Source organism: Enterococcus sp. DIV1298c (genome assembly GCF_017316315.1).
Classification (GTDB): Bacteria; Bacillota; Bacilli; order Lactobacillales; family Enterococcaceae; genus Enterococcus_B; species Enterococcus_B mangumiae.
Genome location: NZ_JAFLWG010000019.1, coordinates 19,936 through 45,588 on the forward strand (window position 1 = coordinate 19,936; position 25,653 = coordinate 45,588).

Annotated in this window: 25 protein-coding genes and 1 pseudogene; 7 read left to right on the forward strand and 19 right to left on the reverse strand. The window is 38.9% G+C overall.

What is annotated here, in order from left to right:
• Positions 1 to 48: 48 nt before the first annotated feature.
• Complete coding sequence (locus tag JZO83_RS05495) at positions 49 to 1,281, reverse strand: MFS transporter (RefSeq protein ID WP_207115181.1); 1,233 nt, start codon at positions 1,279 to 1,281, stop codon at positions 49 to 51.
• 134 nt (positions 1,282 to 1,415) lie between these two features.
• Here JZO83_RS05495 and JZO83_RS05500 point away from each other — a divergent pair, with 134 nt between their 5' ends.
• On the forward strand, positions 1,416 to 2,195 hold the full coding sequence (locus JZO83_RS05500; RefSeq protein ID WP_207115182.1) for a hypothetical protein: 780 nt from the start codon (positions 1,416 to 1,418) through the stop codon (positions 2,193 to 2,195).
• 137 nt (positions 2,196 to 2,332) lie between these two features.
• On the opposite strand, the gene JZO83_RS05505 is transcribed toward JZO83_RS05500, so the two are convergent.
• The 5 genes from JZO83_RS05505 to JZO83_RS05525 all read right to left on the reverse strand — a co-directional run bounded on the left by JZO83_RS05505 (position 2,333) and on the right by JZO83_RS05525 (position 7,397).
• Complete coding sequence (locus JZO83_RS05505) at positions 2,333 to 2,680, reverse strand: DUF1831 domain-containing protein (RefSeq protein WP_206857016.1); 348 nt, start codon at positions 2,678 to 2,680, stop codon at positions 2,333 to 2,335.
• Between the two features lie 75 nt (positions 2,681 to 2,755).
• Positions 2,756 to 3,886, reverse strand: coding sequence for a cysteine desulfurase family protein (locus JZO83_RS05510; protein WP_347401508.1), 1,131 nt, complete (start codon positions 3,884 to 3,886; stop codon positions 2,756 to 2,758).
• A 168-nt stretch (positions 3,887 to 4,054) separates the two neighbouring features.
• Positions 4,055 to 5,035 (reverse strand): ribose-phosphate diphosphokinase, encoded by a 981-nt coding sequence (locus tag JZO83_RS05515; RefSeq protein WP_206857014.1) that lies wholly within the window; start codon positions 5,033 to 5,035, stop codon positions 4,055 to 4,057.
• Between the two features lie 77 nt (positions 5,036 to 5,112).
• The gene (locus JZO83_RS05520; RefSeq protein WP_207115193.1) at positions 5,113 to 5,967 is read right to left on the reverse strand and encodes a dihydrolipoamide dehydrogenase; all 855 of its coding nucleotides are present in this window, start codon (positions 5,965 to 5,967) and stop codon (positions 5,113 to 5,115) included.
• A 194-nt stretch (positions 5,968 to 6,161) separates the two neighbouring features.
• Positions 6,162 to 7,397 (reverse strand): transposase, encoded by a 1,236-nt coding sequence (locus JZO83_RS05525; protein WP_242542451.1) that lies wholly within the window; start codon positions 7,395 to 7,397, stop codon positions 6,162 to 6,164.
• Between the two features lie 332 nt (positions 7,398 to 7,729).
• Between JZO83_RS05525 and JZO83_RS05530 the strand changes: the two genes are divergently transcribed.
• Positions 7,730 to 9,637 carry a M13-type metalloendopeptidase gene (locus JZO83_RS05530; RefSeq protein ID WP_207115183.1) on the forward strand — a complete coding sequence of 636 codons (1,908 nt, stop codon included), beginning with the start codon at positions 7,730 to 7,732 and terminating at the stop codon, positions 9,635 to 9,637.
• A gap of 264 nt (positions 9,638 to 9,901) precedes the next feature.
• Here JZO83_RS05530 and JZO83_RS14520 read toward each other — a convergent pair.
• From JZO83_RS14520 to JZO83_RS05550, 6 genes and pseudogenes are all read right to left on the reverse strand, one after another.
• Positions 9,902 to 10,024 (reverse strand): annotated as a pseudogene (locus JZO83_RS14520) (GNAT family N-acetyltransferase); the annotation flags it as partial.
• Between the two features lie 524 nt (positions 10,025 to 10,548).
• Entirely contained in the window at positions 10,549 to 10,650 is a 102-nt protein-coding gene (locus JZO83_RS14380) for a putative holin-like toxin (RefSeq protein WP_347401510.1), read from the reverse strand.
• Positions 10,651 to 11,046: 396 nt separating this feature from the next.
• Positions 11,047 to 11,598 (reverse strand): isochorismatase family cysteine hydrolase, encoded by a 552-nt coding sequence (locus tag JZO83_RS05535; RefSeq protein WP_207115184.1) that lies wholly within the window; start codon positions 11,596 to 11,598, stop codon positions 11,047 to 11,049.
• Positions 11,599 to 11,610: 12 nt separating this feature from the next.
• On the reverse strand, positions 11,611 to 12,303 hold the full coding sequence (locus JZO83_RS05540) for a 5'-methylthioadenosine/adenosylhomocysteine nucleosidase (protein ID WP_206857010.1): 693 nt from the start codon (positions 12,301 to 12,303) through the stop codon (positions 11,611 to 11,613).
• Positions 12,304 to 12,320: 17 nt separating this feature from the next.
• Positions 12,321 to 12,605: a cell wall synthase accessory phosphoprotein MacP gene (gene macP / locus JZO83_RS05545; RefSeq protein WP_206857008.1), complete on the reverse strand. Its 285-nt coding sequence runs from the start codon at positions 12,603 to 12,605 to the stop codon at positions 12,321 to 12,323.
• 12 nt (positions 12,606 to 12,617) lie between these two features.
• Positions 12,618 to 13,181 carry an NUDIX hydrolase gene (locus tag JZO83_RS05550; RefSeq protein WP_207115185.1) on the reverse strand — a complete coding sequence of 188 codons (564 nt, stop codon included), beginning with the start codon at positions 13,179 to 13,181 and terminating at the stop codon, positions 12,618 to 12,620.
• Positions 13,182 to 13,398: 217 nt separating this feature from the next.
• On the opposite strand from JZO83_RS05550, the gene JZO83_RS05555 reads away from it, so the two are divergent.
• Complete coding sequence (locus JZO83_RS05555) at positions 13,399 to 14,055, forward strand: 5-bromo-4-chloroindolyl phosphate hydrolysis family protein (protein ID WP_207115186.1); 657 nt, start codon at positions 13,399 to 13,401, stop codon at positions 14,053 to 14,055.
• Positions 14,056 to 14,144: 89 nt separating this feature from the next.
• On the forward strand, positions 14,145 to 15,344 hold the full coding sequence (locus JZO83_RS05560; RefSeq protein WP_206857001.1) for a toxic anion resistance protein: 1,200 nt from the start codon (positions 14,145 to 14,147) through the stop codon (positions 15,342 to 15,344).
• A 51-nt stretch (positions 15,345 to 15,395) separates the two neighbouring features.
• Here JZO83_RS05560 and JZO83_RS05565 read toward each other — a convergent pair whose 3' ends face one another.
• The 4 genes from JZO83_RS05565 to JZO83_RS05580 form a co-directional block, all read right to left on the reverse strand.
• Entirely contained in the window at positions 15,396 to 16,775 is a 1,380-nt protein-coding gene (locus JZO83_RS05565) for an amino acid permease (protein WP_206856999.1), read from the reverse strand.
• A 42-nt stretch (positions 16,776 to 16,817) separates the two neighbouring features.
• On the reverse strand, positions 16,818 to 17,684 hold the full coding sequence (locus JZO83_RS05570) for a GRP family sugar transporter (RefSeq protein ID WP_206856997.1): 867 nt from the start codon (positions 17,682 to 17,684) through the stop codon (positions 16,818 to 16,820).
• Positions 17,685 to 18,032: 348 nt separating this feature from the next.
• A complete protein-coding gene (locus tag JZO83_RS05575) occupies positions 18,033 to 19,058 on the reverse strand; it encodes a sensor histidine kinase (RefSeq protein WP_207115187.1) in 1,026 nt (341 codons plus the stop codon).
• Between the two features lie 17 nt (positions 19,059 to 19,075).
• Positions 19,076 to 19,750 (reverse strand): response regulator transcription factor, encoded by a 675-nt coding sequence (locus tag JZO83_RS05580; RefSeq protein WP_206856994.1) that lies wholly within the window; start codon positions 19,748 to 19,750, stop codon positions 19,076 to 19,078.
• A 397-nt stretch (positions 19,751 to 20,147) separates the two neighbouring features.
• On the opposite strand from JZO83_RS05580, the gene JZO83_RS05585 reads away from it, so the two are divergent.
• Complete coding sequence (locus JZO83_RS05585; protein WP_206856993.1) at positions 20,148 to 20,975, forward strand: manganese catalase family protein; 828 nt, start codon at positions 20,148 to 20,150, stop codon at positions 20,973 to 20,975.
• 54 nt (positions 20,976 to 21,029) lie between these two features.
• Here the strand turns inward: JZO83_RS05585 and JZO83_RS05590 are convergent, their stop codons facing one another.
• The 3 genes from JZO83_RS05590 to JZO83_RS05600 form a co-directional block, all read right to left on the reverse strand.
• On the reverse strand, positions 21,030 to 21,236 hold the full coding sequence (locus tag JZO83_RS05590) for a hypothetical protein (RefSeq protein ID WP_023519183.1): 207 nt from the start codon (positions 21,234 to 21,236) through the stop codon (positions 21,030 to 21,032).
• Between the two features lie 189 nt (positions 21,237 to 21,425).
• Positions 21,426 to 21,881 (reverse strand): ArgR family transcriptional regulator, encoded by a 456-nt coding sequence (locus JZO83_RS05595; RefSeq protein ID WP_207115188.1) that lies wholly within the window; start codon positions 21,879 to 21,881, stop codon positions 21,426 to 21,428.
• Positions 21,882 to 21,959: 78 nt separating this feature from the next.
• Entirely contained in the window at positions 21,960 to 22,592 is a 633-nt protein-coding gene (locus JZO83_RS05600; protein ID WP_207115189.1) for a GyrI-like domain-containing protein, read from the reverse strand.
• A 208-nt stretch (positions 22,593 to 22,800) separates the two neighbouring features.
• On the opposite strand from JZO83_RS05600, the gene JZO83_RS05605 reads away from it, so the two are divergent.
• Together JZO83_RS05605 and JZO83_RS05610 are read left to right on the forward strand one after the other, a co-directional pair.
• Entirely contained in the window at positions 22,801 to 24,183 is a 1,383-nt protein-coding gene (locus JZO83_RS05605; protein ID WP_207115190.1) for an MFS transporter, read from the forward strand.
• 305 nt (positions 24,184 to 24,488) lie between these two features.
• Positions 24,489 to 25,595, forward strand: coding sequence for an FAD-dependent oxidoreductase (locus JZO83_RS05610; protein ID WP_207115191.1), 1,107 nt, complete (start codon positions 24,489 to 24,491; stop codon positions 25,593 to 25,595).
• The last annotated feature ends 58 nt before the right edge of the window (positions 25,596 to 25,653 follow it).

Sequence of the window (25,653 nt, forward strand, 5' to 3'; positions counted from 1 at the left end):
AACAAAAAAATAGGCAATCAATGCCTATCTTCAAAAAGAAATTTTTTCTTAGCTATGTTTACTTTGTAATTCTATATCGTAGTTTCTTGCTGAAGGTACCATGTACAGCGCAACCGCACATAGTAATGTACCGATTCCAGCAATCACAAATAGTTTTTCTACGCCAAGAGCATCGGCTAATGGGCCCGCAAAGATCAAACCAACTGGACCGGGTAGAGACATCAGAGAATTGAACACGCCCAATACTCTTCCTAAAATACTTGGCTCAAAACTTTGTTGGATCATCGCCATCACTAATGTATTGTAGTAAGGCGTGGCCAAACCGGCAATCGCATTGAGAATGACAAAATAAATAAATCCTTGTGAGGTCGCTGGCAATAAACCACTCGCTCCAACTGATACACCTAAGACGATGTAAGAGATGATCACTAATAACATGCGATTCTTAAAGTGTCCAGAAAACCCAATGATCGCTCCCCCTGCTAACATTCCAACAGCATATATCACTTCGATCAAACCAGCTTGTCCGACGGTGCCATTGAAATAGCCCATGGTCATTAAAGGGTATAAGCTTGCAGCTGGCATGAATAACAGCATGAAAACTGCGCCATTGATCATGATATGCCATAATCCCCGTTTCTCATACAGCTTTTTAACTCCGAATTTAGTATCCGCTAATAGATGAACCTTTTCCCCTTGCCTGTCAATCTTAGGGATCATAACAAAAAGCAACAGACCGACACCAAGAATGGCTCCTAACACATCTAAAAGGATCAAACCATTCATCGGTACCGCAGCAAATAAAAAAGCACCTAATCCAGGAGCAATGATATAATTCGCTGATTGGACCATTCCCAACCGTCCATTGATCCTTGTCAATTCCGTTTCAGGAACCATCGTTGGTAAGATCGATTGGATCGTTGGCATTTGAAAGGTCTGTGCGACTGAACGAATAAATAAAGAGACAAAGACTAACCATAACGGAAAGGTCGACATCACTGTTCCTACAATGGATAAAATAAGAGCAAAGATTGCAACAATGATATCCGTGTAAATCAATAACTTTTTCTTATCCCAACGATCAATCAGCGGTCCAACAAACGGACTTAAAAGAACCATCGGAAGCATCCCTAATAATGTGGCAAAACTTAAAATAGTCGCCGATCCTGTTTCTTGTGTTAAATACCAAATGATGGCATACTGCACGACCATACTTGTGATCCCTGATAAAAATTGACCTATAAGAAATAGGTTGATATTCTTTTTCCAATGTTTTTCCATAAATCCCTCCTGTTTTTTGTATCGTTTTATTCTACCATTATTAATCCAGCGATTGCTACAAAACAAAGTCCACATTATTTCTTCCTGATTGAAAAAATGGTAAACTGAATAAAACATTTTTAGGAGGTACCACCATGGAAACAGTCAGTTTTCACACGACGATCAGCCGTTCAGAAATAAACATTGATTTTGAAGAAGAACAAATCCATTTCAGTATACTTAATAAAAAAACTAAGCTGTTGGAGAATTCCTTTTTTCTTTATTATGAAAAAAACAAATGCATTGCTATTGGAAAAAACGATCAGCCTAAAAGTTTTGACAAAGTGATTCTCGTCAAATTACCTTGGGATCTTGAAGCAGATTATTTTATGTACCTTTTGAATGACCAAGCAGCTGAGGCCGGATTAATCTTAGAAAAAGACCAAGATTTCAAAGAAAAGATCCCAGCAGAAGCCGCCAAAAAATTAGCACCAAGCATCGAAAAGGTAACGACTGTGTTGACGACTTTCGGCTATGGCTTCGCTCCGCTTCCTGAGACGAAAAAGAAACCTGCCAAAGCACGTCATCGCTGGACGAAACAAATCAGTGAGATTCCTTTTACAGTGGAATTTCGCGGCAGTAAAGCAACGCTTTATTGGATCAGTCGCAACGAGATGTTGATCAAAGCAGGTGCTACTTTATTACTTGATGCTCCATTGAATAAAGACGGTTCAGTCAGTTATGCAGCTAAATACGGTGATAAAATGCGCGACGACTACCGAGCGCAGATCAAAGATGACAAGATCGTGGAGGATGTTATCGTCAAAAGTGTGAATGAAGCTAGTTTACTATTGTATTATGGTGGAACAAATAGTTGGTTAGAATTAAAAGATCCCCAAGGAAAAACATTAGATGAATGGTCAAAAGTCGAATGATCGTTGACTACTAAAAAAATACCTGAGCGCTAGAAAGAACAGCTTGGCGTACTTATCGTCACATGAAGACGATAGACGTTCCTGTTTCCCTAGCGCTTAGGTATTTTTAGTTTTTCTTTGCTATCTCACACGATTGATTAGCCTTCAACTTTTTCAAATAGTCCACGACTGATCATGCTATCCATCAAGAAATAAAACTTATCTTGACTCATTTTTTGCTTTGGATCTTTAAAAATATCGACTGCACGCAACCCATTGGCTGTCGTGATCGACATCTTCAATGACTTGATGTCTTTAGCAACTGTGATTTTTAATTTAAAGCCTTCTTTGCTTTGTGGGGTTGCATCAAGCGGACGAATCAATTGATAGTTGCCGCCGTTCGTTTCTGTAAAACCATTATCACGTAATGTGTATCTTTTTGCATCAGGATGTAAACGGTAAGTGACCGGAGAACCGAGTACGGACGCTGTTTGTTCAAATGCCATATTTTTCACCTCAGTAAATTTAGTTTCCTCTTTATTATAAAAGTTTCTGACTCGTTTTACTAGGCTTTTTCATGCTTAGATCGCCTTTACTAGGCTATCCGCAAATCGTTGGACTTCTTCTTCTGTGTTGCCATAACCAAAACTGATGCGGATCGATTCTTTCAAGAAAGATGTTCCTTTTCCATACATCGCTTCTAGCACATGAGAAGGCTCAATATTTCCAGCAGTACATGCCGAACCGATCGAGATTGCAAAGCCTTGCAGATCTAATTTCATCAATAAGAGGTCATTGACAATGCCCGGAATACGTAAATTCAGGACATGCGGTAATTTATTCGATAAATCACCATTGATTGCATATTCAATGCCATTTTCTGCTAATTTATCTAAAATCAATTGCTGGAAGCCAACGTACTTTTTATTACGTGCTTCTCTTTCTTCAAGGGTCAATATCTCGACAGCTTTGGCTAGTCCGCAGATACCTGCCAAGTTTTCTGTACCAGCACGACGTTTTTCTTCTTGTTCGCCACCTAAAAGCAAAGGTGGAATGTTTACGCCATCTCTTTTATATAAAAAGCCGATTCCTTTAGGCCCATTGATCTTATGCCCTGATATGCTCAAAAGATCGACCCCTAATTCTTGAGGATGAATGGTTTGATTGCCATAAGCCTGAACAGCATCCGTATGAAAATAGGCTGGATGTTCTCGCAAGATTTCACCGATTTCTTTGATTGGTAATAAATTGCCGATTTCATTATTTCCATACATGATCGATACTAAAATGGTTTCTTCTTTTAATGCAGAACGAAAATCATCGATGGAGATATTCCCTTTTTGGTCAACTGGTAGATATGTAACCTCAAACCCCTTTTTTTCTAGATACTTCATCGTATTCAAGACAGCTGGATGCTCTATAACTGTAGTAATCAGATGTTTCCCTTCATTTTGGCGTGAAAATGCTGTTTCAAGAATTGCGGTATTATCGCCTTCAGTTCCGCCACTGTTGAAAATGATCTCATGCGGGCGGACTTGTAAACTATCTGCCACGATTTGTCTGGCATTTTCTAATTTTTCATGAGCCATCCGACCAAATCCATGAATGCTCGAAGGATTGCCAAATGTCCCTTCCATGATATCCATCATTTCTTTGATTACTAACGGATGCATCGGCGTCGTCGCTGCATGATCTAAATAAATATTGCCCAATGTATTCATCCCTTTCAAATAGAACTAGGCACATTCTAGCATAGAAATAGCAAGTTACCAAAAATAAACTGTGCTAAAGGCGTTTTTTTAGTCGCTCGGACACAGTAGATGAAAAAAACACCATAAAAATGAACCCTGTTCCGCCATTTTATGGTGTTTCAACCTTCTTTATCTAAAGCTCTTCTCTTCCAAACGGAACAATGGGCTCATCGGTGTATTTTCGTGGATACGTTTCACCGCTTCTCCCATCAAGTTTGAACAAGTCACGATCGTCAAGTTTTCAGGATGACGTTCTTCTGTTGTATAGACAGAATCAGTAATACAAATGTCTTTGATCGGTGCTTCGTCCAAGATTTGTTTCGCAGGATCTGACAGCAAGCCGTGTGAAGCACAAACGTAGATATCTTTGGCGCCATTTTCTTTCAGGACTTTGGCTGCTCGAGCGAACGTCAAACCAGTATTTAAAATATCATCAACCAGTATGCACGTTTTCCCTTGAACGTTCCCGATGACATAACTTTCTGCTGTTCCTTCAACTTCTTCGTCTGCATGATCAACGATCGCTAACGTACTATTTAGGTACTCTGACAAGCTGCGTGCACGTTGGACACCGCTATTCTTTGGTGACACAACGACAATGTCATCGCCAACTAATCCAAGCTCACGATAATAATGAGCAAACAATGGCATTGTAAATAAGTTATCTACAGGAATATCAAAGAATCCTTGCACTTGAACTGTATGCAGATCTAACGTCAATACACGTGTCGCTCCTGCTTCTTCAAGCATATTCGCAATCAGTTTTGCTGTAATTGGTTCATGAGGTTTCGCTGTACGGTCTTGTCTCGCATAGCCATAATACGGCAACACCACATTGATCGTTTTGGCACTTGCACGTTTCATCGCATCGATCATGATCAATAATTCCATGTAGTAATCATTGACTGGCTCATTCGTGGACTGAACGATGTAGACATGGTCGCCACGGATACTTTCTTCGATGTTGATCGAAATTTCTCCATCGCTGAATTGTTTGACTACACATTTCCCTAACTCTGTTCCAAATACTTTGGCGATTTTTTCTGCTAACGGTTGATTCCCATTCAAACTAAAGATTTTCAACGTGTCGTCCTGATACTTTTTACTCATGACATCCTCCCAAACTTCTCTATTCTTGGATAGTTTAACATATTTCTACGAGTATTTCTGGTGTTTTCTGAAAATAATCAAGGAAGTGAGACTGTGCCATTCGCCCACTTAGCAGGAATGACTTTATTCGTGTTTCCCCAATTATCATGGACTTTATAATAACGTTCACCAGAAGCTGATTCATAGTAAGCATAAGCTGTGACCCAATGATTACCGTAAGTACTGCCTAGTAGTTTTAAAATGCCGATCATTACCGGTTTTCCTTGGCGAATTCTCTTTGTTGCTCGTTGCCAAGACCCCACTACTGTACTTCTGGCGTAAATGGGTTCTTGTTGTGTTTTAAAAAAGGCGGATATCCCTGAGCTTACTTGAATCGGTATGGTGGGAAAGCCTAAAGGTTGGATCGTGTGACGTAGCTTTTGGATCAATTCTTTTGCATCGCGAGAATCTTTTTGGCGAATATCTGATGGAATCAGATCCGACACACAATAATCTTGATAGTAGGCAAGCAGCACTGCTGCCGCATAAGTACCACAAAGATAACCAGATGGCGTTCGCCACTTTTTATAAGTCAAGAAACGTTGCTCAGGCAAGCCTACCCAACAATCCACTAAATGTGTGGTTGACTGTTGTTGCGCCCACTTTGTTAGAAACGTGTCGATCATTTCATCGTCACTAGTTGCTACATCTATACTTGTTTCTTGCCAAGTAATGGATGTTGCGATGCTTTTTGAATAGCCATCCACCGCTGTAATAAATTCGACAGACTGACCTTGACGATCAATGATCAAATAGCTTTCATTTTCAAAAATCACTGCTAAATAGTGTTCGTTCTCCCGTCTTCTTTTTAGCAGACGAAACTCTCTGATTCGCTCTGTTTTTCCGTCGAGCGTGACTTCTTGCCATTTCCCACTTGCATTTTCCAGAACGATCACCGTTGCCAAAAATCTATAAATAGTTCTAACCAACTATAAAAGTTGTCAGATTAATGTTTATTTCCTGTTTCACCGTGCCCGATTTTGCCACTTGCTCGCTACTGTCGTTTGTTCTAACACTCCACAGGCGTCAATTCGGATACAACGAATCCTATATATCTACGTTTTTCTTTTGATTAGAAACTCGTAGATCAAGCACTGTAATTAGCTAAATTCAGACTGGCATTATGATCCCTATCTGTTGTATAACCGCATTTCTCACAATGGTAAATACGTTCACTCAGTTTTAAGTTCACTTTCCTATGCCCGCATTCGTAACACAATTTAGAACTTGGATAGAATCGATCTGCTTCGACGAATTCAATGCCGTACTCTTCACATTTGTATTGAAGTTGACGTTTGAACTCATAAAATTTTTGTTGTGCGACTGATTTAGCTAAGTGCTTGTTCTTCATCATGCCCTTTACATTCAATGTTTCAACAACGATTTTCGATGGTTTGGTTTTCACGATCTCAGTCGTTGTTTGATGGATGTGGTTCTGACGAATATTTGCTAATTTTCGATGTATGTGCCGAATGTTCTTTTCTAATTTATAGATGTTACATGTTTTGACAAATCGGTTTCCCTCCTTGTTCATCTCGTATTTTCGAGAGACGTTACGTTGTAACCGACGTAATCGTTTCTCGATTTTTCTTACTTTGTTTGTCTGGTTGATATTTTTATAAACTTTGCCATTTGAAACAACGGCTAAATTTTTGATACCTAAATCAATACCCAACACTTCAGTGGTTAATTCTTGTTTGTGACATTGTTTTTCAATGCCAACAGAAAGATACCAATACTTGCCATCGAAAGAGATTCGTGGATTGAGATATTTCGTCTTCATTGGCACTTGTTCACTAGTTTTTATCCAACCAATTTTTTCAAGTAGAACGGATTTCGCTTTTACTTTTAATTTGACATTGTCATTATAAAAAGCAGGTTTTGTCTTCTTTCTGGACTTAAAACGTGGCTTCTCTGCTTTCACTCGACTTTTTCCGCTACAGCCATCAAACCATTTTTTATATGCATCACAAGCATCTTTAACTGCCTGCTTTGCAACATTATTTGACACTCGGTTCAACCAAGCATACTTTGGACGTTTTTTTATTTGAGTAATATGCTTTCGCAACTCATTGTTGGTGATAAATTTCCCACCAAATCGATGATTCATTTCCCACATGTGCAATACCCAGTTAAACACCCAGCGAGCCGTTCCAGCTGATTGCCAAAGTTGTTCTTCTTGTTCTTTCGTCGGCCGTAGTCTTATCTTCTTGGCTCGTATGACTTTTTGTACTAGTTTTGATCCCTTTTTTGTCTCCTGTTTCTTAAAAGTTTGTAGACTTCCTTCGTAATGTTTTGCCCATTTTCCGGCTGGATAGTTCATATTTGTTCTCACCTCAATAGTAAGATACGCCCTATCTAGCCATTCAAACGATTTTTTTACTATTTCTAAATTCTATCCTACTGCCCTTGACCTCCACCTACATTATAAGGGATAGACCTAAAAAAATAAATCAGAGTGACTAATAGATGATTGGTTGTTTTTAACATTTTTCTTGATTTGTATGGACAGAAATTGAACTTCTTATCCGTCAAAGAAGCTGATTATGCCTCCAATCACTTGTGCTTCTTTGAAGTAGATTTTACGTTCCATTTGTTTATTCTGCTTTTTTGTTAGATAATGGGCACACGGAACTAAAAAGGAGCGATGATTCAATGAACCAAGAACGTTTGAAACAAGATTTTTTTGAAGCAGTAAATGAAGAATGGTTAAAAACAGCAACAATTCCTGCCGATAAACCAGCGACTGGCGGGTTTCAGGATTTAGTTGATGGCATTGATCAACTAATGATGCAAGAGACAGATAAGATGTTAGCTGATCCGTCATCTGTTACGTCTGACAAGATGCGTCAATTCCTTGCGTATTACCAATTGGCAAATGATTATGCCTATAGAGATCAATTAGGTGCGACACCTTTACAACCAATCCTTGAACGGATCGAAAAACTTACTTCTTTTGATGAACTAAATCAGCAATTTCCAGACTGGACATTGGATAGCTTACCGCTACCTGTTGTTTTAGATGTGGATGCAGATATGAAAAATGCACAAGTCAATGCCTTTTTCGCCTCACCACCGTCTTTATTTTTACCAGATAAAACTTATTACGAAGCAGAACATCCAAATGGTGCTCAGTTATTGTCTGTCTTTTTTGATATGATGGTCCAACTTCTAGAAATGACAGGCAAAGAAAGAAGTCAGGCTGAAGCAATCGTTGAACAAGCGATCCAATTTGATAAATTGATTGCGCCTCATGTCAAAAGCGCAGAAGAAAATGCGGACTACAGCCAAATGTATAATCCAAGAGCCTTTACTGAATTTACGACATATACAGATGCACTTGACTTAACTGCACTAAGCACTGGCTTGATTGGCACACCCCCAGATCAAGTGATCGTTACAGATCCTGTCTACTTTGAACATTTAGCTGAACTGTTGACAACACCTCATTTCCGACTACTTAAAAGCTGGATGATCGTAAAAACTGTGCGTTCATTAAGCAGTTACTTGTCTGAAGAGTTCCGTCAAGTCAGTGGGATCTTCTCTCGAACTTTATCGGGAACTGATGAAGCAATGCCGCAAAAGAAAGCAGCTTATTACCTTGCTTCAGGGCAGTTTGATCATGTACTTGGAGATTACTATGGCAACAAATACTTTGGTGAAGCGGCGAAAAAAGATGTCGAGCAAATGGTCAAAAAAATGATCAACGTTTATCAAAAACGACTCGAAACAAATGAATGGTTAAGTGATGCGACACGAGAAAAAGCAATCGTCAAATTGAACAAATTAGGCATCCAAGTCGGTTATCCTGACAAAATCCCTGCTTTGTTCGATGCATTCCAAACAGTTCCCGCAGATGAAGGTGGAACCCTTCTTTCAAATGCATTGAACTTTAGTCATCTGACGTTAAAGGATCGTTTCAGTAAATGGAACAAACCTGTCGATCGTAGTGAGTGGGAAATGAGTGCAGACACAGTCAATGCGTACTATCACCCATTCCGCAACGTCATCGTTTTCCCAGCTGCAATTTTACAAGCGCCATTTTATAGTTTGGAACAATCTAGTTCAGCAAACTTCGGCGGAATCGGTGCAGTTATTGCGCATGAGATCTCTCATGCTTTTGACAACAACGGCGCAAAATTTGATGAGTTCGGTAATTTGAATAACTGGTGGACAGAAGAAGACTTTGCTCATTTCCAAGAAAAAGCACAAGCTATGATCGAACAGTTTGATGGTGTACCTTTTGCAGATGGCACAGTCAATGGCAAACTGACTGTTTCTGAGAACATTGCCGATGCTGGTGGGCTAAGTTGCGCACTAGAAGCCGCAAGGACAGAAGACGATTACTCAGCAGCTGATTTCTTCATGAATTGGGCAACGATCTGGCGCACAAAAGCGAAAAAAGAATACCAACAATTACTTTTACAAATCGATGTTCATGCACCTGCAAAACTACGTGCAAATATCCAACCTCAGAACTTAGAAGAGTTTTATGAGGCATTCGAGATCACTGAAGAAGATCCGATGTATCTAGCACCTGCAAAACGTGTGCATATTTGGTAGAAAATTTCTTTTGGAAACTATATTAAAAAATTGATAGTCAAGTAACATGTTAAAAGAGTATAGAGCAGACACACCAAAATGTTTGCTTTACACTCTTTTTTTAAGTCATATTTTATTGGTATTTATGGCTAATAATCAGTAAAACTAACATCGCAAGTATAATTACAAACCTGGATTTTTCCAAGAAGATTAAAAAATATATTTTAAGTAATTAGATTTCTGGTTAACTAGGTTAAACCCAAGGCTATCATAAAAAAGCAACAGTTACTTTTGAGATAACTCATTAGTAGACGGATCTGCTTTCGTTTTAGCAACCAGACTCAAAGAAGAAAGTTTCTCCCCTCTTGCCCAATGTATAACTCTTTTCATCATATAAGTTGCTATTCCCTTATTTCTATATTATTCAGATACATACAATCTTTCAATTTTTACATTATTGTTTATCTCTTGAGAAAATTCAACACGTCCAATTAAAATTGCCCCATCAAAACCATCTAATCCTGCTTGCGGAGAAAACATCCATCTTCAATAGGTCTTTTGTTAATTTTATAAATAAAGAGCGTTGGGCAAGGAATGAAATACAGATTGTCTACAACAATAACATTTTCCTCTCCAAAATCATATATTGGATATTTTTTTAGAATATCTATCATTTTCTTGTCTCAATAAATCTATTTTTCTATCTCGTTCTAACCATCTATATTCAGTAGATAGGTAATCAATCTCCTCGTTCAATTTTTTTATAAAAGATATTCCTTTACTAGCAATAATTAATCTAATAAGCTATAATGATATTGAAAAAGGAGCTATGCACCAACATAGCCCCCCAAAAAAATGTAGCCGTTTAAGACGGTAGCAGATTTAAATAGGTTAAATAAACCCGTCAAACCTCGCTAAAGTTTATGACGGGTTTATTTTTTGTTGTTTTTGCTAATTGTTAGCATAATGCCAACCAAAGCAAGGACAAATGATCCAAAATGAATCATCAGACCAATTGCTTCAGCAACAGACAAAAAATGCTACTCCCTTCTACGAAGTAGGAAAATGCACATAAGCATCACCCCCTGAGTAGCTACCATCACAAACTTACTACGATAATATTATATCATACAAGAAAACATAATTTCATTTAAATTAATCATGTATACAACTTTAACGTTATTTAATAAATCAGTTTACATCATTTAGAATTATACCAATTTTCAGTGACAACATTTATTCCTTGCACTGTCTTTGTGAAATAAAATTGATTTTGGTACCAGCCTTCTTTATTTATTGATTTTTACTTTTCACGTTTTTGAAATTGCCTTATTGCAAATATAAATTTTCCTTTTGTTTCAAATAATTAATTAATAGAAATAGTGGATAAAGTACTGAAGAAAAGCCTTTATCCACTATATTCACTCTTTTTATCCCTTAATAATCTCAGCACCAAGCACTGTTTGAAAATGCTTCAACGCCCAGTCATGTCCGATTGGATCAAAACTAGCAACTGCATCTTCATAAATAAATAATTGATAGCCTAAGTTATAGGCATCGACCGCTGTGTGCAAGACACAAATATCTGTACAAACGCCTGTTAAATATAGCTCAGTAATCCCACGTTCACGTAAACGAATATCGAGATCTGTACCGCTGAATGCAGAATAGTGACGTTTATCGATCCAATACACGTTGGCTTGCGTTTGGTATTCCGTATAAATCTCTTGCAATGAACCATATAGATCACGACCATTCGTTCCGATCACATTATGTGGCGGAAACAAGTTGTTTTCTGGATGAAAGTCATCCGTTGGGTCATGGGCATCAATAGCAAAGACGACATAGTCATTTGCTTCAATGAACGATTTTGTGTGGTCCGTCAATGCTGTTTCAATCGCTTGCCCGGCTTCTCCAGTAGTCAATTTCCCGTCATCTGCAACAAAATCATAGGTGTAATCAATCGAAATCAATGCTTTCATTCGGTTCACTCCTTATACAAGATGTTTGACAAACTCAATCACCATTTCAGCTGAACGTTTTCCTGCTTCTTCAATGAATTCGTCAAAGCTTTGTGTTGCTGAATGGTCTGCTGTATCACTCATTGCTCGCACGATCAAGAAAGGAATGTTGAATTGTTGCGCTGTTTGACCAACCGCAGCTCCTTCCATTTCACAAGCAAGTGCTTCAGGGAAATTCCCTAAGATCTCTTGGACTTTTGTTGGAGAATCAACAAATGTATCCCCTGTAACGATCAAGCCTTCTTTGGCATTTAAGTTGGTTGCTTCTGCGGCTCTTTTCATTTCTGAACGTAAATACGTACTTGCTTCATAGTAAAGAGGCATCCCTGGTAATTGTCCTGGTTTATAGCCAAAACCTGTCACGTCTGCATCAAAATAGGCAACTTTGTCAGAAATCACGACATCCCCTACACGTAGCCCTTCACCAATACCGCCAGCTGACCCTGTATTGATGACCATGTTGACACCATATTGTTGGATCAATAAGCTTGTTGTGATCGATGCCAAGACTTTTCCGATGCCTGAACGTACAACGATGACTTCATGATTTCCTAAAGATCCTGAAATAAACAAAGCCCCCGCTCTTTCCCATGATAACGGTTCGCCTAATTGCTCTCTTAAAATTTTTACTTCTTCTTCCATAGCGCCAATGATTCCAATTTTCATCTACTAGTTCCTTCTTTCTATAAAAATGCGACTGCTAGAAAAACGATGGCTAACAATAAAATGACGATAACCAAGCCTTTCATTAAAATAGCATTCCATTTGCGTGTTTTTTCTCGTTCTCCGGCTCTTGTTTTTGTGATCGGCTTGTTTTTCTTTTGTTCTTTGCGATAAAAGCTCGCGATCTTTTTTTCTTCTTGTTTGTACGTGGCTTCCGCTTTTCTTTGTTTTTTCAATGATTCTTGTGCTTGCTCTTGCTGTCGCTTGCGGATTTCACTACGTGTGACTAGCGGTCCTTTGACCATCCATCGATCCCTCTACTTTCCTTTGTTCATTGATTCCCAGTATTGAATCGCATAAATCGTTTTGGCATCGCAAATGATTTGATCTGCCATCGCTTGTTTTGCTTCTGGTAACGTCAGCGCATAAAGCTCCAATACCTCGTCCTCGTCTTGTGCTAGAGGCTGTTCTACTTTTTTGATATTTACTGCATGATAGATATGCAAAAGTTCATTTGCAAATCCTGGTGACAAATACATGGAAGTCAAATGTTCCAATCGCTCTGCGCGGTAGCCTGTTTCTTCTTCAAGTTCTCTGGCCGCAGTGATCTCAGGCGCTTGTTTCTCTCCTGGATCGATTTTACCTGCGGGTATTTCCAGAATCACTTTTTCTAAAGGTTTACGGAATTGTTTGACTAATAATAGACGTTCCTGTTCATCAAAAGCAATGATCCCCACACCACCCGGGTGAAAGACTAGCTCACGTTTTCCGACATTGCCATCTGGTAAACGAACATCATCGACAGCTACATCAATGATCGCGCCATGATAGATTTCTTTTCGTTGGATCGTTTTTTCTTCAAACTGTTCGTATTCAAGCATCATTTCCCCTGCTTTCTTTTGTCCTATAATAACTACTTTTTTTGATTTTTTCAATTTTCTTTTTGATTTCTTACTTAGTTTAACATATCCAAACCTTAGAAATTCTATAAACTCGTAAAATCCACCTTTAGTCCGATACTAATTATTAAGTAGGGTGTGCTAAAATGAAGGGGTAGATGAATCGAATGGTCAACGAATATACTTGGAGGTTTTTATAATGATCAAAAAAAATTGGAAATGGATCTTAGGTTTACTCTTAGTGATACTGTTCTTTAGTTATAATGATGTATCGATCATATCAATGATCTTGCTGATTGGCGCTGTTTTGGTGATTTGGGGACTTTTCGGTTTTCGTAGCAAACCTAAAGATAAAACCGCATTACCCGATCTTTCAGACAAATTAGCATCCCATTATAGCGAAAATGGTATGACACCTAGCGAAATCTCTTATTTTAGAGAAACGATGAATCAAACAAAAAATGAAATTGAACAGCTAGAAAAAAATATGCACGAAACAGCGAAGTTAAAAGCAATCGATCTTCGTCACGAACCTGTAAAAGCAGCAAAAGGGTTGTTCAAAGAACTTGTAAAAGAACCTACTCGCCTGCACGATGCGAGTCAATTTCTTTACACCCACTTGCCAAATTTAGTGGATTTGACAAATAAATACATCGAGATCAATGCACACGAGATCAAGAATAAACAGACTTACCAGAAATTGGAAGAAAGCAATCAGATCATTGATCAACTCGCTTTATTAGTTGCTAAAGACTATCAAGATTTCGTATCCGAAGATCTGGAAGATATCGATGTAGAGATATCTGTTGCGAAACAAAGCTTAAAGCGTGATAATAAAGAAGAACAAGAAGAATAAGCAACTCGTCTCTAAGACTCGGAACAGTTAGACATCGTCTGCCTGTTTCGGGTACTTTTTCTAGCTTCATTCGATAAGGAGGAAATTATATGGAAAATAAGCCAAATTTACCAAAACAAGAAGTAACCCCAGTTAACGATACTTTAGAAGACTTACTGAATAATCCATTTTCGACACCTGTCGATAAATTGACCCAAACACAGCAAAACGAAATCAATGCTTTGCAAGAGCAACAAACAGCTGCCCGTTTGATTGATAAGTTACCTGCCGAAAGACAAGAACAAGCAAAACAATTAGCAGAAAAAATCGATGTGACTGATTCTCAGTCTGTCATCAGCTATGGTTCCGCTGCCCAAACAAAATTAGGTGAATTCTCACAGTCGATGTTGAATCACGTACAAGCGCAAGATATCGGACCAGTCGGCGATTCATTGACTGAACTGATGTATCGCTTGCAAGAAGCGAATCCTGATGAATTACGTGCCGGCGAAGGAAATATTTTCCAACGCGTATTCGGCAAAGTCAAACAATCGATTTATGAAGTGACTGCAAAATATCAAAAAATCGGTGCACAAATCGATAAGATCTCAGTCAAATTAGACAAAGAAAAAGATGGTCTATTAAAAGACAATTTGATGTTAGAACAACTTTATCAAAAAAATAAAGATTATTTTGATGCGTTGAATATTTATATCGCTGCTGGCGAGTTAAAAATGGAAGAACTACAAACAACGATCATCCCAGAAGCGATGCGAAAAGCAGAACAAACAGGCGATCAAATGGATGTACAGATCGCCAATGATTATACACAGTTTCTTGATCGCTTAGACAAACGTACCCACGATCTACGTTTAGCAAGACAAATCACGATCCAACAAGCACCACAGATCCGTTTGATCCAAAACACAAACCAAGCGTTAGCAGAAAAGATCCAAGCATCGATTGCTACAGCGATCCCATTGTGGAAAAACCAAGTGGTTATCGCGTTGACTTTACTTCGTCAAAAAGATGCTGTTACTGCGCAACGTCAAGTTTCTGAAACAACCAACGATCTGTTGAAGAAAAACTCAGAAATGCTGAAAATCTCTGCGATCGAAACGGCGAAAGAAAATGAACGTGGCATCGTAGATATCGAAACATTACAAACGACACAAAATGATTTGATCGAAACGATCCAAGAAACACTCCGTATCCAACAAGAAGGAAAAGAAAAACGTCGCCATGCAGAAGTCGAGCTTGGCCATATGGAAGAAGATTTGAAACAAAAATTACTAGATTTAACACAATAAATAAAAAAACCTTGTACGAAGCAATCTGCTTGATACAAGGTTTTTTGTTTCCTATTTTTCGGTATTCATCTTACTGTGTTTATAACCATAACCAAAATAAATCACTAGTCCGATGACCATCGTAATCGCAAAGACTAACCAAGTCACCGCTTGTAAACGTGACATCAAAACGAGACAAGATAAAATCGAAATGATTGGTAAAATCGGCACCAACGGCACTTTGAACTCGCCAGCTTTTGGTTTACCAAACATTTTACGCAATTTCAATAATCCTAGACTTACTAACATCAGATAAGCTAATGCCATGATGTTCGTCAACTCTGCCAAAATATTCAACGGGAAGAATCCGGCGAAGAATAATGCGGCGATCCCTGCTGCATAAGTCGCTTTCTTTGGCGTACGGTGTTTCTTATCGATTTCTGTCATAAATTGTGGCAACAAGCCATCTTTACTTACTGCAAACAATAAACGAGCTAATGAATACATCATTGAGATCGTAACCGTCAATAAGGTCAAAATCGCCCCAACAGCGATGATTGCACCTACTGTACCATGACCGACATAACGCATTGCGAATGCCACAGGATCATTTACCCCTAATTCTGTATAAGGAACGATTCCTGTTAAAATCAATGTCACAATGATATATAAAACTGTTGCGATCAAGATCGAACCGATGATTCCACGAGGTACATCTTTTTGCGGATTTTTTACTTCCTCTGCCGCCATCGCTACCGCATCAAATCCTAAGAATGCGAAGAAAACTAATGCTGCGCCATCCAGTACTCCTTCGAAGCCGAACGGTGTAAATGGTTGCCAATTCTCTGGCTTAACAAAAAAGATTCCTACAATAATAAATAATGCAATGATTCCAAATTTCACATAAACCATCATGTTGTTCAATCGTAACGCTTTCTTTGCCTCCAAAGAAACAACGTATGTGACGAAAATCACAACAAGCACCGCAATTAAGTCGATGTATGTACCATTGGCTGGGTTATATCCACCTGTTAGAGCAGTTGGCAAGCCAAAGCCAAGACTTTCAATAAACCCTTGTACATAACCGGACCAACCAGACGCGACAGATGAAACGGCTAATAAAAACTCACCGATCAATAGCCATCCAGTCAACCATGCAGCAAATTCTCCAAATACGACATAGAGATACGCATAAGGTCCACCGATCACTGGTACGCGTGACGCAAATTCTGCAAAGCTTAGACCAGATAAAATCACAACGATCGCTGCTAAGACAAACGATAATGATAGTGCTGGGCCTGCATTTTGGTTTGCTGCCACTCCTGTTACGACAAATATTCCTGTACCGATGATCGCGCCAATACCAAGCATGATCAGATCGGATGTTTTTAGTTCTTTCTTCATCTCACTCGTATGATTGAGATTGATTTCTTTCTTACGAAACAAATCCATTTAATTTCCTCCCCCTGATTTTGAGTATATAAAAAAACAGCTTTACGCTGTTTTCATATACCCTAAAAGAATACCACCAAAAATAACTAAAAGGCAACCTACAATTACAAATATAAGCTCTTTTTTTGTCTTTTTCTCACCTAAGATAAAAATACCACCTAGAGTTGAAATGATGATTCCCATTTGTGAAAGAGAGAAACCTACTGCTAGTCCTAATGACTTCACAGTCAATAGCATACATACGTTACCGATTCCCCATAACAATCCGCTTGCCATGTTTTTCCAAACATATTGATCGACTTTGACTTTTCGGAATGCAAAAAAGCTTGCCCCTAAAATCATTCCGATACTTTGCGGTAAAATAATCGACATCGCATCTAAGTTTGCCCAGTTGACGATGATCGTATACACACCATAACCTAACGTAGAATAGATCAATGCTCTGAATCCCTTACCAAAATCAAGCATTGTATTCTCTGTATCAACTTTTCCTTCATCATCTTGTCTAGCCGTCAAATACGCACCGCTTACAAGAAGAATCAATGCTAAAATACCGTAAACATAATCTTTTGTTTGCGTCCATTCATGGAAAAACACAGCACCCGCAATCGTATTCAAAATCAATTGAAAACCAGTCGATAACGGTAACCCTACAGATACACCCATGAATTTCATCCCATGGAACTGACCGTTTTGACCAACGCTCCATGCTAGACCAGATAGAAAACCAATCAATGCGATCCACGGTGTGATTGTTGGACTAACGATGAAAAAGGCAACGAGTGAAAAAAGAAATGCGCCGATCGTCATCCCTAATGTTTGTTGATTGGCATCGCCACCGATCTTTCCACTGACTAAACCAATACTCCCCCATGCTACCATTGGGACTAATGCGATTAATAATTCCATAACCATTCTCCTTCTTTTCAATGTCACATGTTATAGAACATATCAACGAAAACGTTAACAACACAAGAGTTATTTTTTATTTCTCACTTTTTTCTAACTTAACTTCATCAACAGTTCTCTGAAGTGTGAGCAGACACTAAGAAGCCAATAAGCAAAAATCAGCCACTGCTCCGAAAATCAGCCGATTTTCGAGCAATGGCAAATGCATTCGACATTAAAATTTTTTAAATCATTCGCTTATTGTAAGTAGAGTCGCTATGATCTCCATGGGCAAAAGAAGTCTATCTTTCGTCGCTAAAAATGTTTCATAGACTGACTTCAGAAACAAGTATGAAAATCTCCTTGATTTTAACGCTCTTCTTGGTAAAAACTCAAGATAGGGAAAAATAAAGTCATCGTCGTTCCTTCTCCCTCGATCGAATCAACAGTGAGCGTGATCCCGAGTTTTTCAGCCAGATTTTTAGCAAGGTACAAGCCTAAGCCAGTAGAATGTGTTTTGCTCAGACGACCATTCGCCCCCGTAAATCCTTTGTCGAAAATCCGTCCAACATCTTCTTTTGGGATACCGATCCCTGAATCTTTGACAGAAAAGTTTACGCCTTTTGGGGTTTTCTCGATCAACAATTTGATCTCACCTTCATCTGGCGTATACTTGATAGCATTGCTAAGAATTTGTTTAAAAATAAACGCTACCCATTTCGAATCCGTTAAAATCGTTTGGTCTTCACCGATTACTTCATAGCGTATCTTCTTTTGGATAAAATAATTTGCTTGGCTACGAATGACCGGTTGGACGATGCTCTTGATACTGTATTCTTGAATCAAATAGTCCCTTGAAAAACTATCCAAGCGAGCATAATACAATACTTGTTCGACATACTCATCGATTTTAGACAACTCGTTTTCTAACAGCGTATACTTTTGATCGTCAATATCAAACTCAATCGAGCGTAACAGTAATTCTGAAGCTGCTACGGGAACTTTGATTTCGTGGACCCATGAGTCGATATAATCTTTTTGATCTTGTTGATTCGTGATGGCTTCTTGCATCACTTCCTGATGTTCACGTATCAGCTGATTGATATAAGCCTCCACCAATTTTTCTTCTTCCGTATGTCCACCATCCAAATAATTTTGTAAAGGGGAAATTTTTTGCAGATTCGACAATTTCGCCCACCATCTACGTTTACTTAAATAACTGACAAGCAAGAAAAAGAGTAAAAAGACACCTTCGATCAAAGCTAGGTATGCAATCGTAGCCCAGTCTACTGTGATATTAGGGGCTAACCACATGACAAAAATCGTCAACAAAATGAAAAATACCCAGCCAACGATCAGCGACCATTGATCTTTCAAATACTTAAAAAAATTCATAGTTATCTTTCATCCTTTCAGGGAACGATATACCCCTGGCCGACTTTTGTTTCGATATAGCCGGTGATACCTGCTTGTTCGATCTTACGACGCAAACGATTGATGTTGACCGTCAATGTATTGTCATCCACAAACCGTTCATCATCCCATAATGCACGCAATAATTTTTCGCGAGTCAAAATCTTGCCGTGTTGCTTCATTAGAATGAATAACAAGCGATACTCATTTTTACTCAAATCGATCATTTCGCCATTGATCTCCATACTGCCGTTATCAACATTCAATGTGATGCCATTATGTGTCATCATTTCACTCGACAACTCACCATAATTGTATGAACGACGTAACAAAGCATTGATTTTAGCAATCAAGACATCGATTTGGAACGGTTTCGTCACAAAATCATCCGCCCCCATATTCATTGCCATGATCATATCCATATTGGTATTACGACTTGAAATAAAAATGATCGGTACTTTAGAGATCTCACGAATTTTTTGACACCAATAATAACCATCAAAAACGGGTAGATTGATATCTAACAGAACAAGCTGCGGTTCTTCTTTTTCAAAATCAGCAAAAACCTGATTGAAATCTGATGTTCCATACGTTTCAAATTGCCATTTCTCCAACTCTTCCATAATCAGCTGACGAATGATCTCTTCATCTTCTACTACCATAATTTTAGCCATGATATACCTCCGATGTTTTTCTTGTACTAACCATATCAAAGAAGCAAACATTCTACAAGTAACAATAGGTCGTGAGGTCGTGAGAAAAGCGTTCTGACCTGAGCAGTAAGATTATAAAAACAGAAAGTAGTACCTCGTGACGAAAATCCCCTTACTTACTTTCCGTCAATAAAATGAGAATACAATTGGAAACAAACATTCTTTTTCATTTTTGGACAAAAGCTATTTCGTCGATTTGCTTCATTCTTTTTCTTTTGACCGACTCAAGCTCACAGAATCAAACATTGTTAAATCAACGTTTATAAATTATTTTTGATAATCAGAGCGTTTCCTTTGAATTTTTTTCTATTCCATATAACAATAGTAATGTATTAAAAAATGATTAGGAGGAGATTTGATGTTTAGACACCAAAAAGAATTACAGTTTGAGGCAAAACCAGATCGTCCGAATCCATTAATCGCAAAATATTTACAAGAATTGATTGGCGGACAATATGGTGAAATGAGTGTAGCGATGCAATACCTTTTCCAAGGTTGGAGTTGTCGTGGGGAAGAAAAATATAAAGATATGTTAATGGACATTGCGACAGAAGAACTTGGACACGTTGAAATGTTAGCGACGATGGTTGCTCGCTTACTCGAAGATGCACCTGTTGAAGATCAAGAAGAAGCAATGAAAAAAGACCCAACGATCGGTGCGATCATTTCCGGTATGAATCCTCAACATGCTATCGTAGCTGGCTTAGGACCACGTCCTGCGGATAGTGTAGGTAATCCTTGGAGTGGTGGCTATATTATTGCTAGTGGGAACTTACTTGCTGATTTCCGTGCCAACTTGAATGCTGAATCTCAAGGAAGACTACAAGTCGCTCGTATTTACGAAATGATCGATGATCGTGGCGTAAAAGACTTACTTTCAGTTTTATTAGCTAGAGACAGCTATCACCAAAATCTTTGGGCAGCTGCTGTAAAAGAATTAGAAGAAACTGAAGGCGGTATCCTTGTTCCTACAACCTTCCCAAGAGAAGAAGAACGTAAAGACATTGCCTATGATTTCTATAACCTTTCAGAAGGTGACGAAAGTAGCGAAGGCTCTTGGGCAAAAGGCAAAGCGCTAGATGGTGAAGGAGAATATCAATGGTTGAAAGAACCTAAAATTGAAGGCGAAGCACCTAAATTAAAACCAGTAACGCCTAAAATGTACGGTACACCTCCAAAAAAATAAACGAAAAGCAAAAACTGATGCCTCCAACGTAGTGGGCATCAGTTTTTTTGTGGATCACTCGATCAACAGGATTCCGTCTTCGACGATCTTCCCGAAAAATAAGAAAATACTACTTGTGAATAACAACGTCATATTCACACCAAAATAGATGGCTATTTTTTCTAAATAATTTTTGATTTCTTTTATTTTAATATACATAAACGCCAAGAAATTGACGCCGTAAACTAAAATGGTCAAGAAAATGATCATGTTTGTCATCACTGGCTCGTTCGCCTCTCTTTCACTGTCTAGTTGTTCAAATTGATTGGCACTTTGGGATGCTACGACTTATTCCGAGATCGTTCGATCAAATTACCTACCATTAAGTCCAGCACTCCTACCGTTTCGTAGTATCTAAACAACTACCTGTTTGTTTAGCGCTTCCATTGATGACTAGATAAAAAAGCGAACCTATTCCCTCATTTGCTCTAATTTTTCGGCAAAAGACTGAGCTTCTTCTTCTGTTCGACAGATAATAATGAACGTATCGACCCCAGCAATCGTTGCAGCGACTTCTGGATAATTTACTTCATCTAACCAATTCGTCACGACGTCCGCACCATCTTTTTCAGTCAAGACCACGATCATGAATTGGATGGGTTGGATACGTAAGACTTCACGTTTGACCGCATTTCGTAAGCGATCTTCCATTAAAGAATCGGCTTGTTGATTGAATAACGCATACCTTATCTGTTTATTCTCATCTTGGATCTTGACGAGCTTCAATTCGCGGATATCTCGTGAGATCGTTGCTTGAGTTGCATTGACACCATTCATTTGTAAATGATTCAATAATTCCTCTTGCGTACCGATCGCATGTTCCGTGATCAATTGGCGAATCAATGATTGTCGTTGATTTTTTTTCATACAAAAAACACCTCTTCGTATCTAATTATAGCAAAAAAACAAGTAATCTATCGGTTGCATTTAGTTGATTTCTGACACTTAGTCTGGTTTGTCTTGTTCTACGGTCACTCGTAAAATCGTTTTTAATTTTTCTGGTGCAACCCTTCTTGGATCACTCATATAGATTTCTTTATGCTCTTTTGATGTTCGGTGATAGCCTTTTTCTTTAAGAAATACATCCAGCTTTTCAAATGTTTCTGGTTCATCATCGTATGGACCAACGTGTAAGATTTGCGCAACCATGCCTTCTTCGATCGACGTGAAGAAAAGTTGACTCACTAAATCTTCTGGGATTTTACTTGCGGCTCGCGTTAACGCCTCTGAAGCCACTTGAGGGGTAACAAAATCTGGTTGCTGGATCATCAACTGATAAGAAAAATGTTCCTTCAACATCACTGGTTCATTCAAAAATTTTTCTTGTAGTCCCCACTGACCTTCCAAAGGATAAACGGTGTAAGGTGCATAATCAGGAATCAACCAGCCACTTTTTTGTGCCATTCGGATCGTATAACTTACAGCATATAAACAGCCTATACGACGCTTGAATTCTTCCCCGTTTGGATCACCTACTCCATTGATACAAAAAAAGTTTTTAGCACGGAGTTTCAGTAGCTGTGGTTTCTTTGACATACGATAACTAGGGTCGGTTTTTCGCCATTCGATTTTTTCCATAAGCCCTCCTTGTTTTATTCTTCACTACTATCATAACTCTTTTACATTCGCTTGGCTAATCTGGTTGACACTATTTTTAGACTTATGCTAGAATAAGCCGAATGATAAATCGTACAGATAACACGCCTAGCGTGTCGAGAGAGAGGCGGTTTCTATTTTAGAATAGAAATCTGTCTCTTTTTTTACGAAAAAATTAGAGGTGAAAATCATGCAAAAAGAAAAACAACTACAGTTAGTTCCGGCAGTACTTGCCACAGGGATCATGTCATTTTCTGGGGTTTTGATTGAAACCGCAATGAACGTGACTTTCCCTACACTTATCCAAGAATTTCAAATCAGTACGTCTCAGGTACAATGGGTTACGACCATCTATTTGTTGATGATTGCGATCATCGTACCCCTTTCGACCTATCTGACAAAAAACTTTAGTATCCGAACACTTTTCTTGAGTTCTAATTTACTATTTATTGCTGGTTTGTTGGTCGATTACTTTTCTCCTACCTTCTTGTTATTGCTCTTAGGTCGTGTGCTCCAAGGGGCTGCGACAGGGATCGCCTTGCCTTTGATGTTTCATATCATTTTGACTTTTGCCCCTATGGGAAAAAGAGGCACGATGATGGGACTCGGTACTTTGACAACTGCGATTGCTCCAGCGATCGGTCCAACATATGGTGGGATTTTGACTGCTAACTTCTCATGGAGTCATATTTTCCTCTTTCTATTGCCAGTATTGCTCCTTTCACTTGGGATCGGCTTATATGCGATTCCAAAATTTGCGGTTGAGAAAACTGGTCGCCTAGATTTACTTAGTGTCTTCGGTGTTTGTCTGATGTTTAGTGGAAGCCTTACGTTTTTAAGTATGTTTAAAGACTGGATTGGCTGGGTGTCCTTGGTCATCGCTATTTTAGGCTTCTTGCTTTTCTATCAACGAACAAAAAAAGCCGCACACCCTTTGATCCGACTAGAGATTTTTAAAAATCGCACGTTCCGCTTATTTTTATTTAGTTTTTTAGTTTATCAATTTTTACTGCTTGGTGTTTCCTTTGTCCTACCGAACTTTGTCCAAATAGTTCAAGGAAACAATGCGTTTGTCGCAGGTTTAGCGATGCTTCCAGGGGCAGCGATTGGTGCTCTCTTATCTCCTTTCTCAGGGAAATTACTCGACCAACACGGACCTAAAAAACCGATTTTTATCGGTCTCTTGTTTTCATTGGTGGGTTGGAGTGTCCTTGTCGTGATACTAGGCCACGCATCACTAGGCTTCTTGATTGCTTGTCACTTCTTCTATATGATCGGTATCGGCCTTTCTTATAGTAATATGATGACAACTGGGATGAATGCTTTATCAATGGAATTACAATCAGACGGTAATGCTGTATTCAATACGTTACAACAATTTTCCGGAGCTGTCGCTACTACGCTAGTTGCTGTGATCATCAACTTTTTCCAAGACCATCGTTCGAATAGTTATGAAGCCGCAACTACACTCGGTTCAAAAGTGGCTTTAGGTGTCCTACTTTGCTTATTGATCATCAGCTTGCTCCTATTTATCCGTTACATGATGCAAAAGCCTAAGCAAGAACAAAATTAGAACGATACTCCGAATGAGGTTGTGACAGAAGTGTTCAGCTCCGAGAAATAAGCCGAGAAACCCGAAAATTGTTCTTCAAATTTTTGGGTTTCTCGGCTTATTTCCGAAGGAGTTGCTTCTGGAACACCGTTTATTCGGTTTTAATGTTAGAAACAAAAATGAATTTTATTTTTGTCTCACTCTCATTTTTTTCAACGATTAGCTTTCAACACAAAATTTTGTATTCAAGCGAATAAAATCCTCGGATAAAATATTGTATCTTCTAACATTCTATGAGATGGTAGATACGTAAAGGAGGTTTTTTTATGGAAAAAATCGCTGTTATCGGTGGTGGTATCATCGGTATGACATTAGCAAATTATTTAGATACCTCTAAATTTGAGGTTACCTTGTTCGATGCAAAAGAAGGACAAGCAACTCGGGCAAGTGCTGGGATCATCTCGCCTTGGCTTTCCAAAAGACGAAATAAACAGTGGTATCAGTTAGCAAAAGATGGCGCTGCTTTCTTCCCAAAGCTCATCCAAGATCTAGCACTTGATGATTCTATCTATAAACAATCAGGTACATTGATCTTTCGCACAAAAGAAGCTTTGGAGGACCTTGCCGCACTTGCGGAAGAACGAAAGAAGGAAGCACCAGAAATTGGTGATATTTCACTATTGAGTGCTGAGGAAACAGCGAAGGCTCTTCCCTTGCTAAAACCAACTCCTTCCTTGTTTGTCAGTGGCGGAGGCCGTTTAGATGGTCACGCTTATCTGTCTCACCTTGCCGCACGGTTAGAACAGAAAAGGGTCCAAGTTGTCTCTGAACGTGTCCAATTACGCAAAGAAGCCACCCAATGGCTCGTATCTGGTACTTTTGGACACAAGTCATTTGACCGAGTGATCTTAGCCCCTGGACCTTCATTGAAACCGTTGCTTGAAGAAATCGGAATCTGTGCAGATATTCGCCCCCAAAAAGGGCAACTGATCGTTTTTCAAACGCCTTATTTACACAGCCAAGAATGGCCTGTCGCTATGTTAGAAGGTGAAGCCGATTTTATCCCATTCAATAATGGGACAATACTAGTTGGTGCCACCCATGAAAATGATGCAAGATGGGACCTCGCGCCAACTGAAACGGCTTATCAACAACTGATCCAAAATACCGCACCATTTTTGACTGATTCTGATCAGCTTGCTACATGGACACACACGATGCGTGTCGGCACACGTGCGTACACTTCTGATTTTGCGCCATTCTTTGCGCCTGTGCCTGAAGAACCAACGTTGATTGCTGCAAGCGGCTTAGGCTCTTCTGGTTTGACTACCGGACCTTATATCGGCTATTTGATCGCAGACTATCTCAATACAGGAACTTGGCGAGGCGAGCATTATCAAAAACCGATTGGCACGTATCTTTCACGAATATAAAAGAAAAGCAAAAAAAAGAGGCCTACTTGCGTAGTCCTCTCAGATTGTAGACAAACCT

What these genes read in the sequence shown, in the direction of transcription:
- JZO83_RS05525 (WP_242542451.1), bottom strand. Translation starts at nt 7,397, where the DNA reads ATGAACTATCCAGCCGGAAAATGGGCAAAACATTACGAAGGAAGTCTA.
- JZO83_RS05585 (WP_206856993.1), top strand. Translation starts at nt 20,148, where the DNA reads ATGTTTAGACACCAAAAAGAATTACAGTTTGAGGCAAAACCAGATCGT.
- JZO83_RS05570 (WP_206856997.1), bottom strand. Translation starts at nt 17,684, where the DNA reads ATGGAATTATTAATCGCATTAGTCCCAATGGTAGCATGGGGGAGTATT.
- JZO83_RS05565 (WP_206856999.1), bottom strand. Translation starts at nt 16,775, where the DNA reads ATGGATTTGTTTCGTAAGAAAGAAATCAATCTCAATCATACGAGTGAG.
- JZO83_RS05595 (WP_207115188.1), bottom strand. Translation starts at nt 21,881, where the DNA reads ATGAAAAAAAATCAACGACAATCATTGATTCGCCAATTGATCACGGAA.
- JZO83_RS05580 (WP_206856994.1), bottom strand. Translation starts at nt 19,750, where the DNA reads ATGGCTAAAATTATGGTAGTAGAAGATGAAGAGATCATTCGTCAGCTG.
- JZO83_RS05605 (WP_207115190.1), top strand. Translation starts at nt 22,801, where the DNA reads ATGCAAAAAGAAAAACAACTACAGTTAGTTCCGGCAGTACTTGCCACA.
- macP (WP_206857008.1), bottom strand. Translation starts at nt 12,605, where the DNA reads ATGGTCAAAGGACCGCTAGTCACACGTAGTGAAATCCGCAAGCGACAG.
- JZO83_RS05500 (WP_207115182.1), top strand. Translation starts at nt 1,416, where the DNA reads ATGGAAACAGTCAGTTTTCACACGACGATCAGCCGTTCAGAAATAAAC.
- JZO83_RS05495 (WP_207115181.1), bottom strand. Translation starts at nt 1,281, where the DNA reads ATGGAAAAACATTGGAAAAAGAATATCAACCTATTTCTTATAGGTCAA.
- JZO83_RS05530 (WP_207115183.1), top strand. Translation starts at nt 7,730, where the DNA reads ATGAACCAAGAACGTTTGAAACAAGATTTTTTTGAAGCAGTAAATGAA.
- JZO83_RS05555 (WP_207115186.1), top strand. Translation starts at nt 13,399, where the DNA reads ATGATCAAAAAAAATTGGAAATGGATCTTAGGTTTACTCTTAGTGATA.
- JZO83_RS05515 (WP_206857014.1), bottom strand. Translation starts at nt 5,035, where the DNA reads ATGAGTAAAAAGTATCAGGACGACACGTTGAAAATCTTTAGTTTGAAT.
- JZO83_RS05540 (WP_206857010.1), bottom strand. Translation starts at nt 12,303, where the DNA reads ATGAAAATTGGAATCATTGGCGCTATGGAAGAAGAAGTAAAAATTTTA.
- JZO83_RS05505 (WP_206857016.1), bottom strand. Translation starts at nt 2,680, where the DNA reads ATGGCATTTGAACAAACAGCGTCCGTACTCGGTTCTCCGGTCACTTAC.
- JZO83_RS05560 (WP_206857001.1), top strand. Translation starts at nt 14,145, where the DNA reads ATGGAAAATAAGCCAAATTTACCAAAACAAGAAGTAACCCCAGTTAAC.
- JZO83_RS05575 (WP_207115187.1), bottom strand. Translation starts at nt 19,058, where the DNA reads ATGAATTTTTTTAAGTATTTGAAAGATCAATGGTCGCTGATCGTTGGC.
- JZO83_RS05550 (WP_207115185.1), bottom strand. Translation starts at nt 13,181, where the DNA reads ATGCTTGAATACGAACAGTTTGAAGAAAAAACGATCCAACGAAAAGAA.
- JZO83_RS05535 (WP_207115184.1), bottom strand. Translation starts at nt 11,598, where the DNA reads ATGAAAGCATTGATTTCGATTGATTACACCTATGATTTTGTTGCAGAT.
- JZO83_RS05600 (WP_207115189.1), bottom strand. Translation starts at nt 22,592, where the DNA reads ATGGAAAAAATCGAATGGCGAAAAACCGACCCTAGTTATCGTATGTCA.
- JZO83_RS05610 (WP_207115191.1), top strand. Translation starts at nt 24,489, where the DNA reads ATGGAAAAAATCGCTGTTATCGGTGGTGGTATCATCGGTATGACATTA.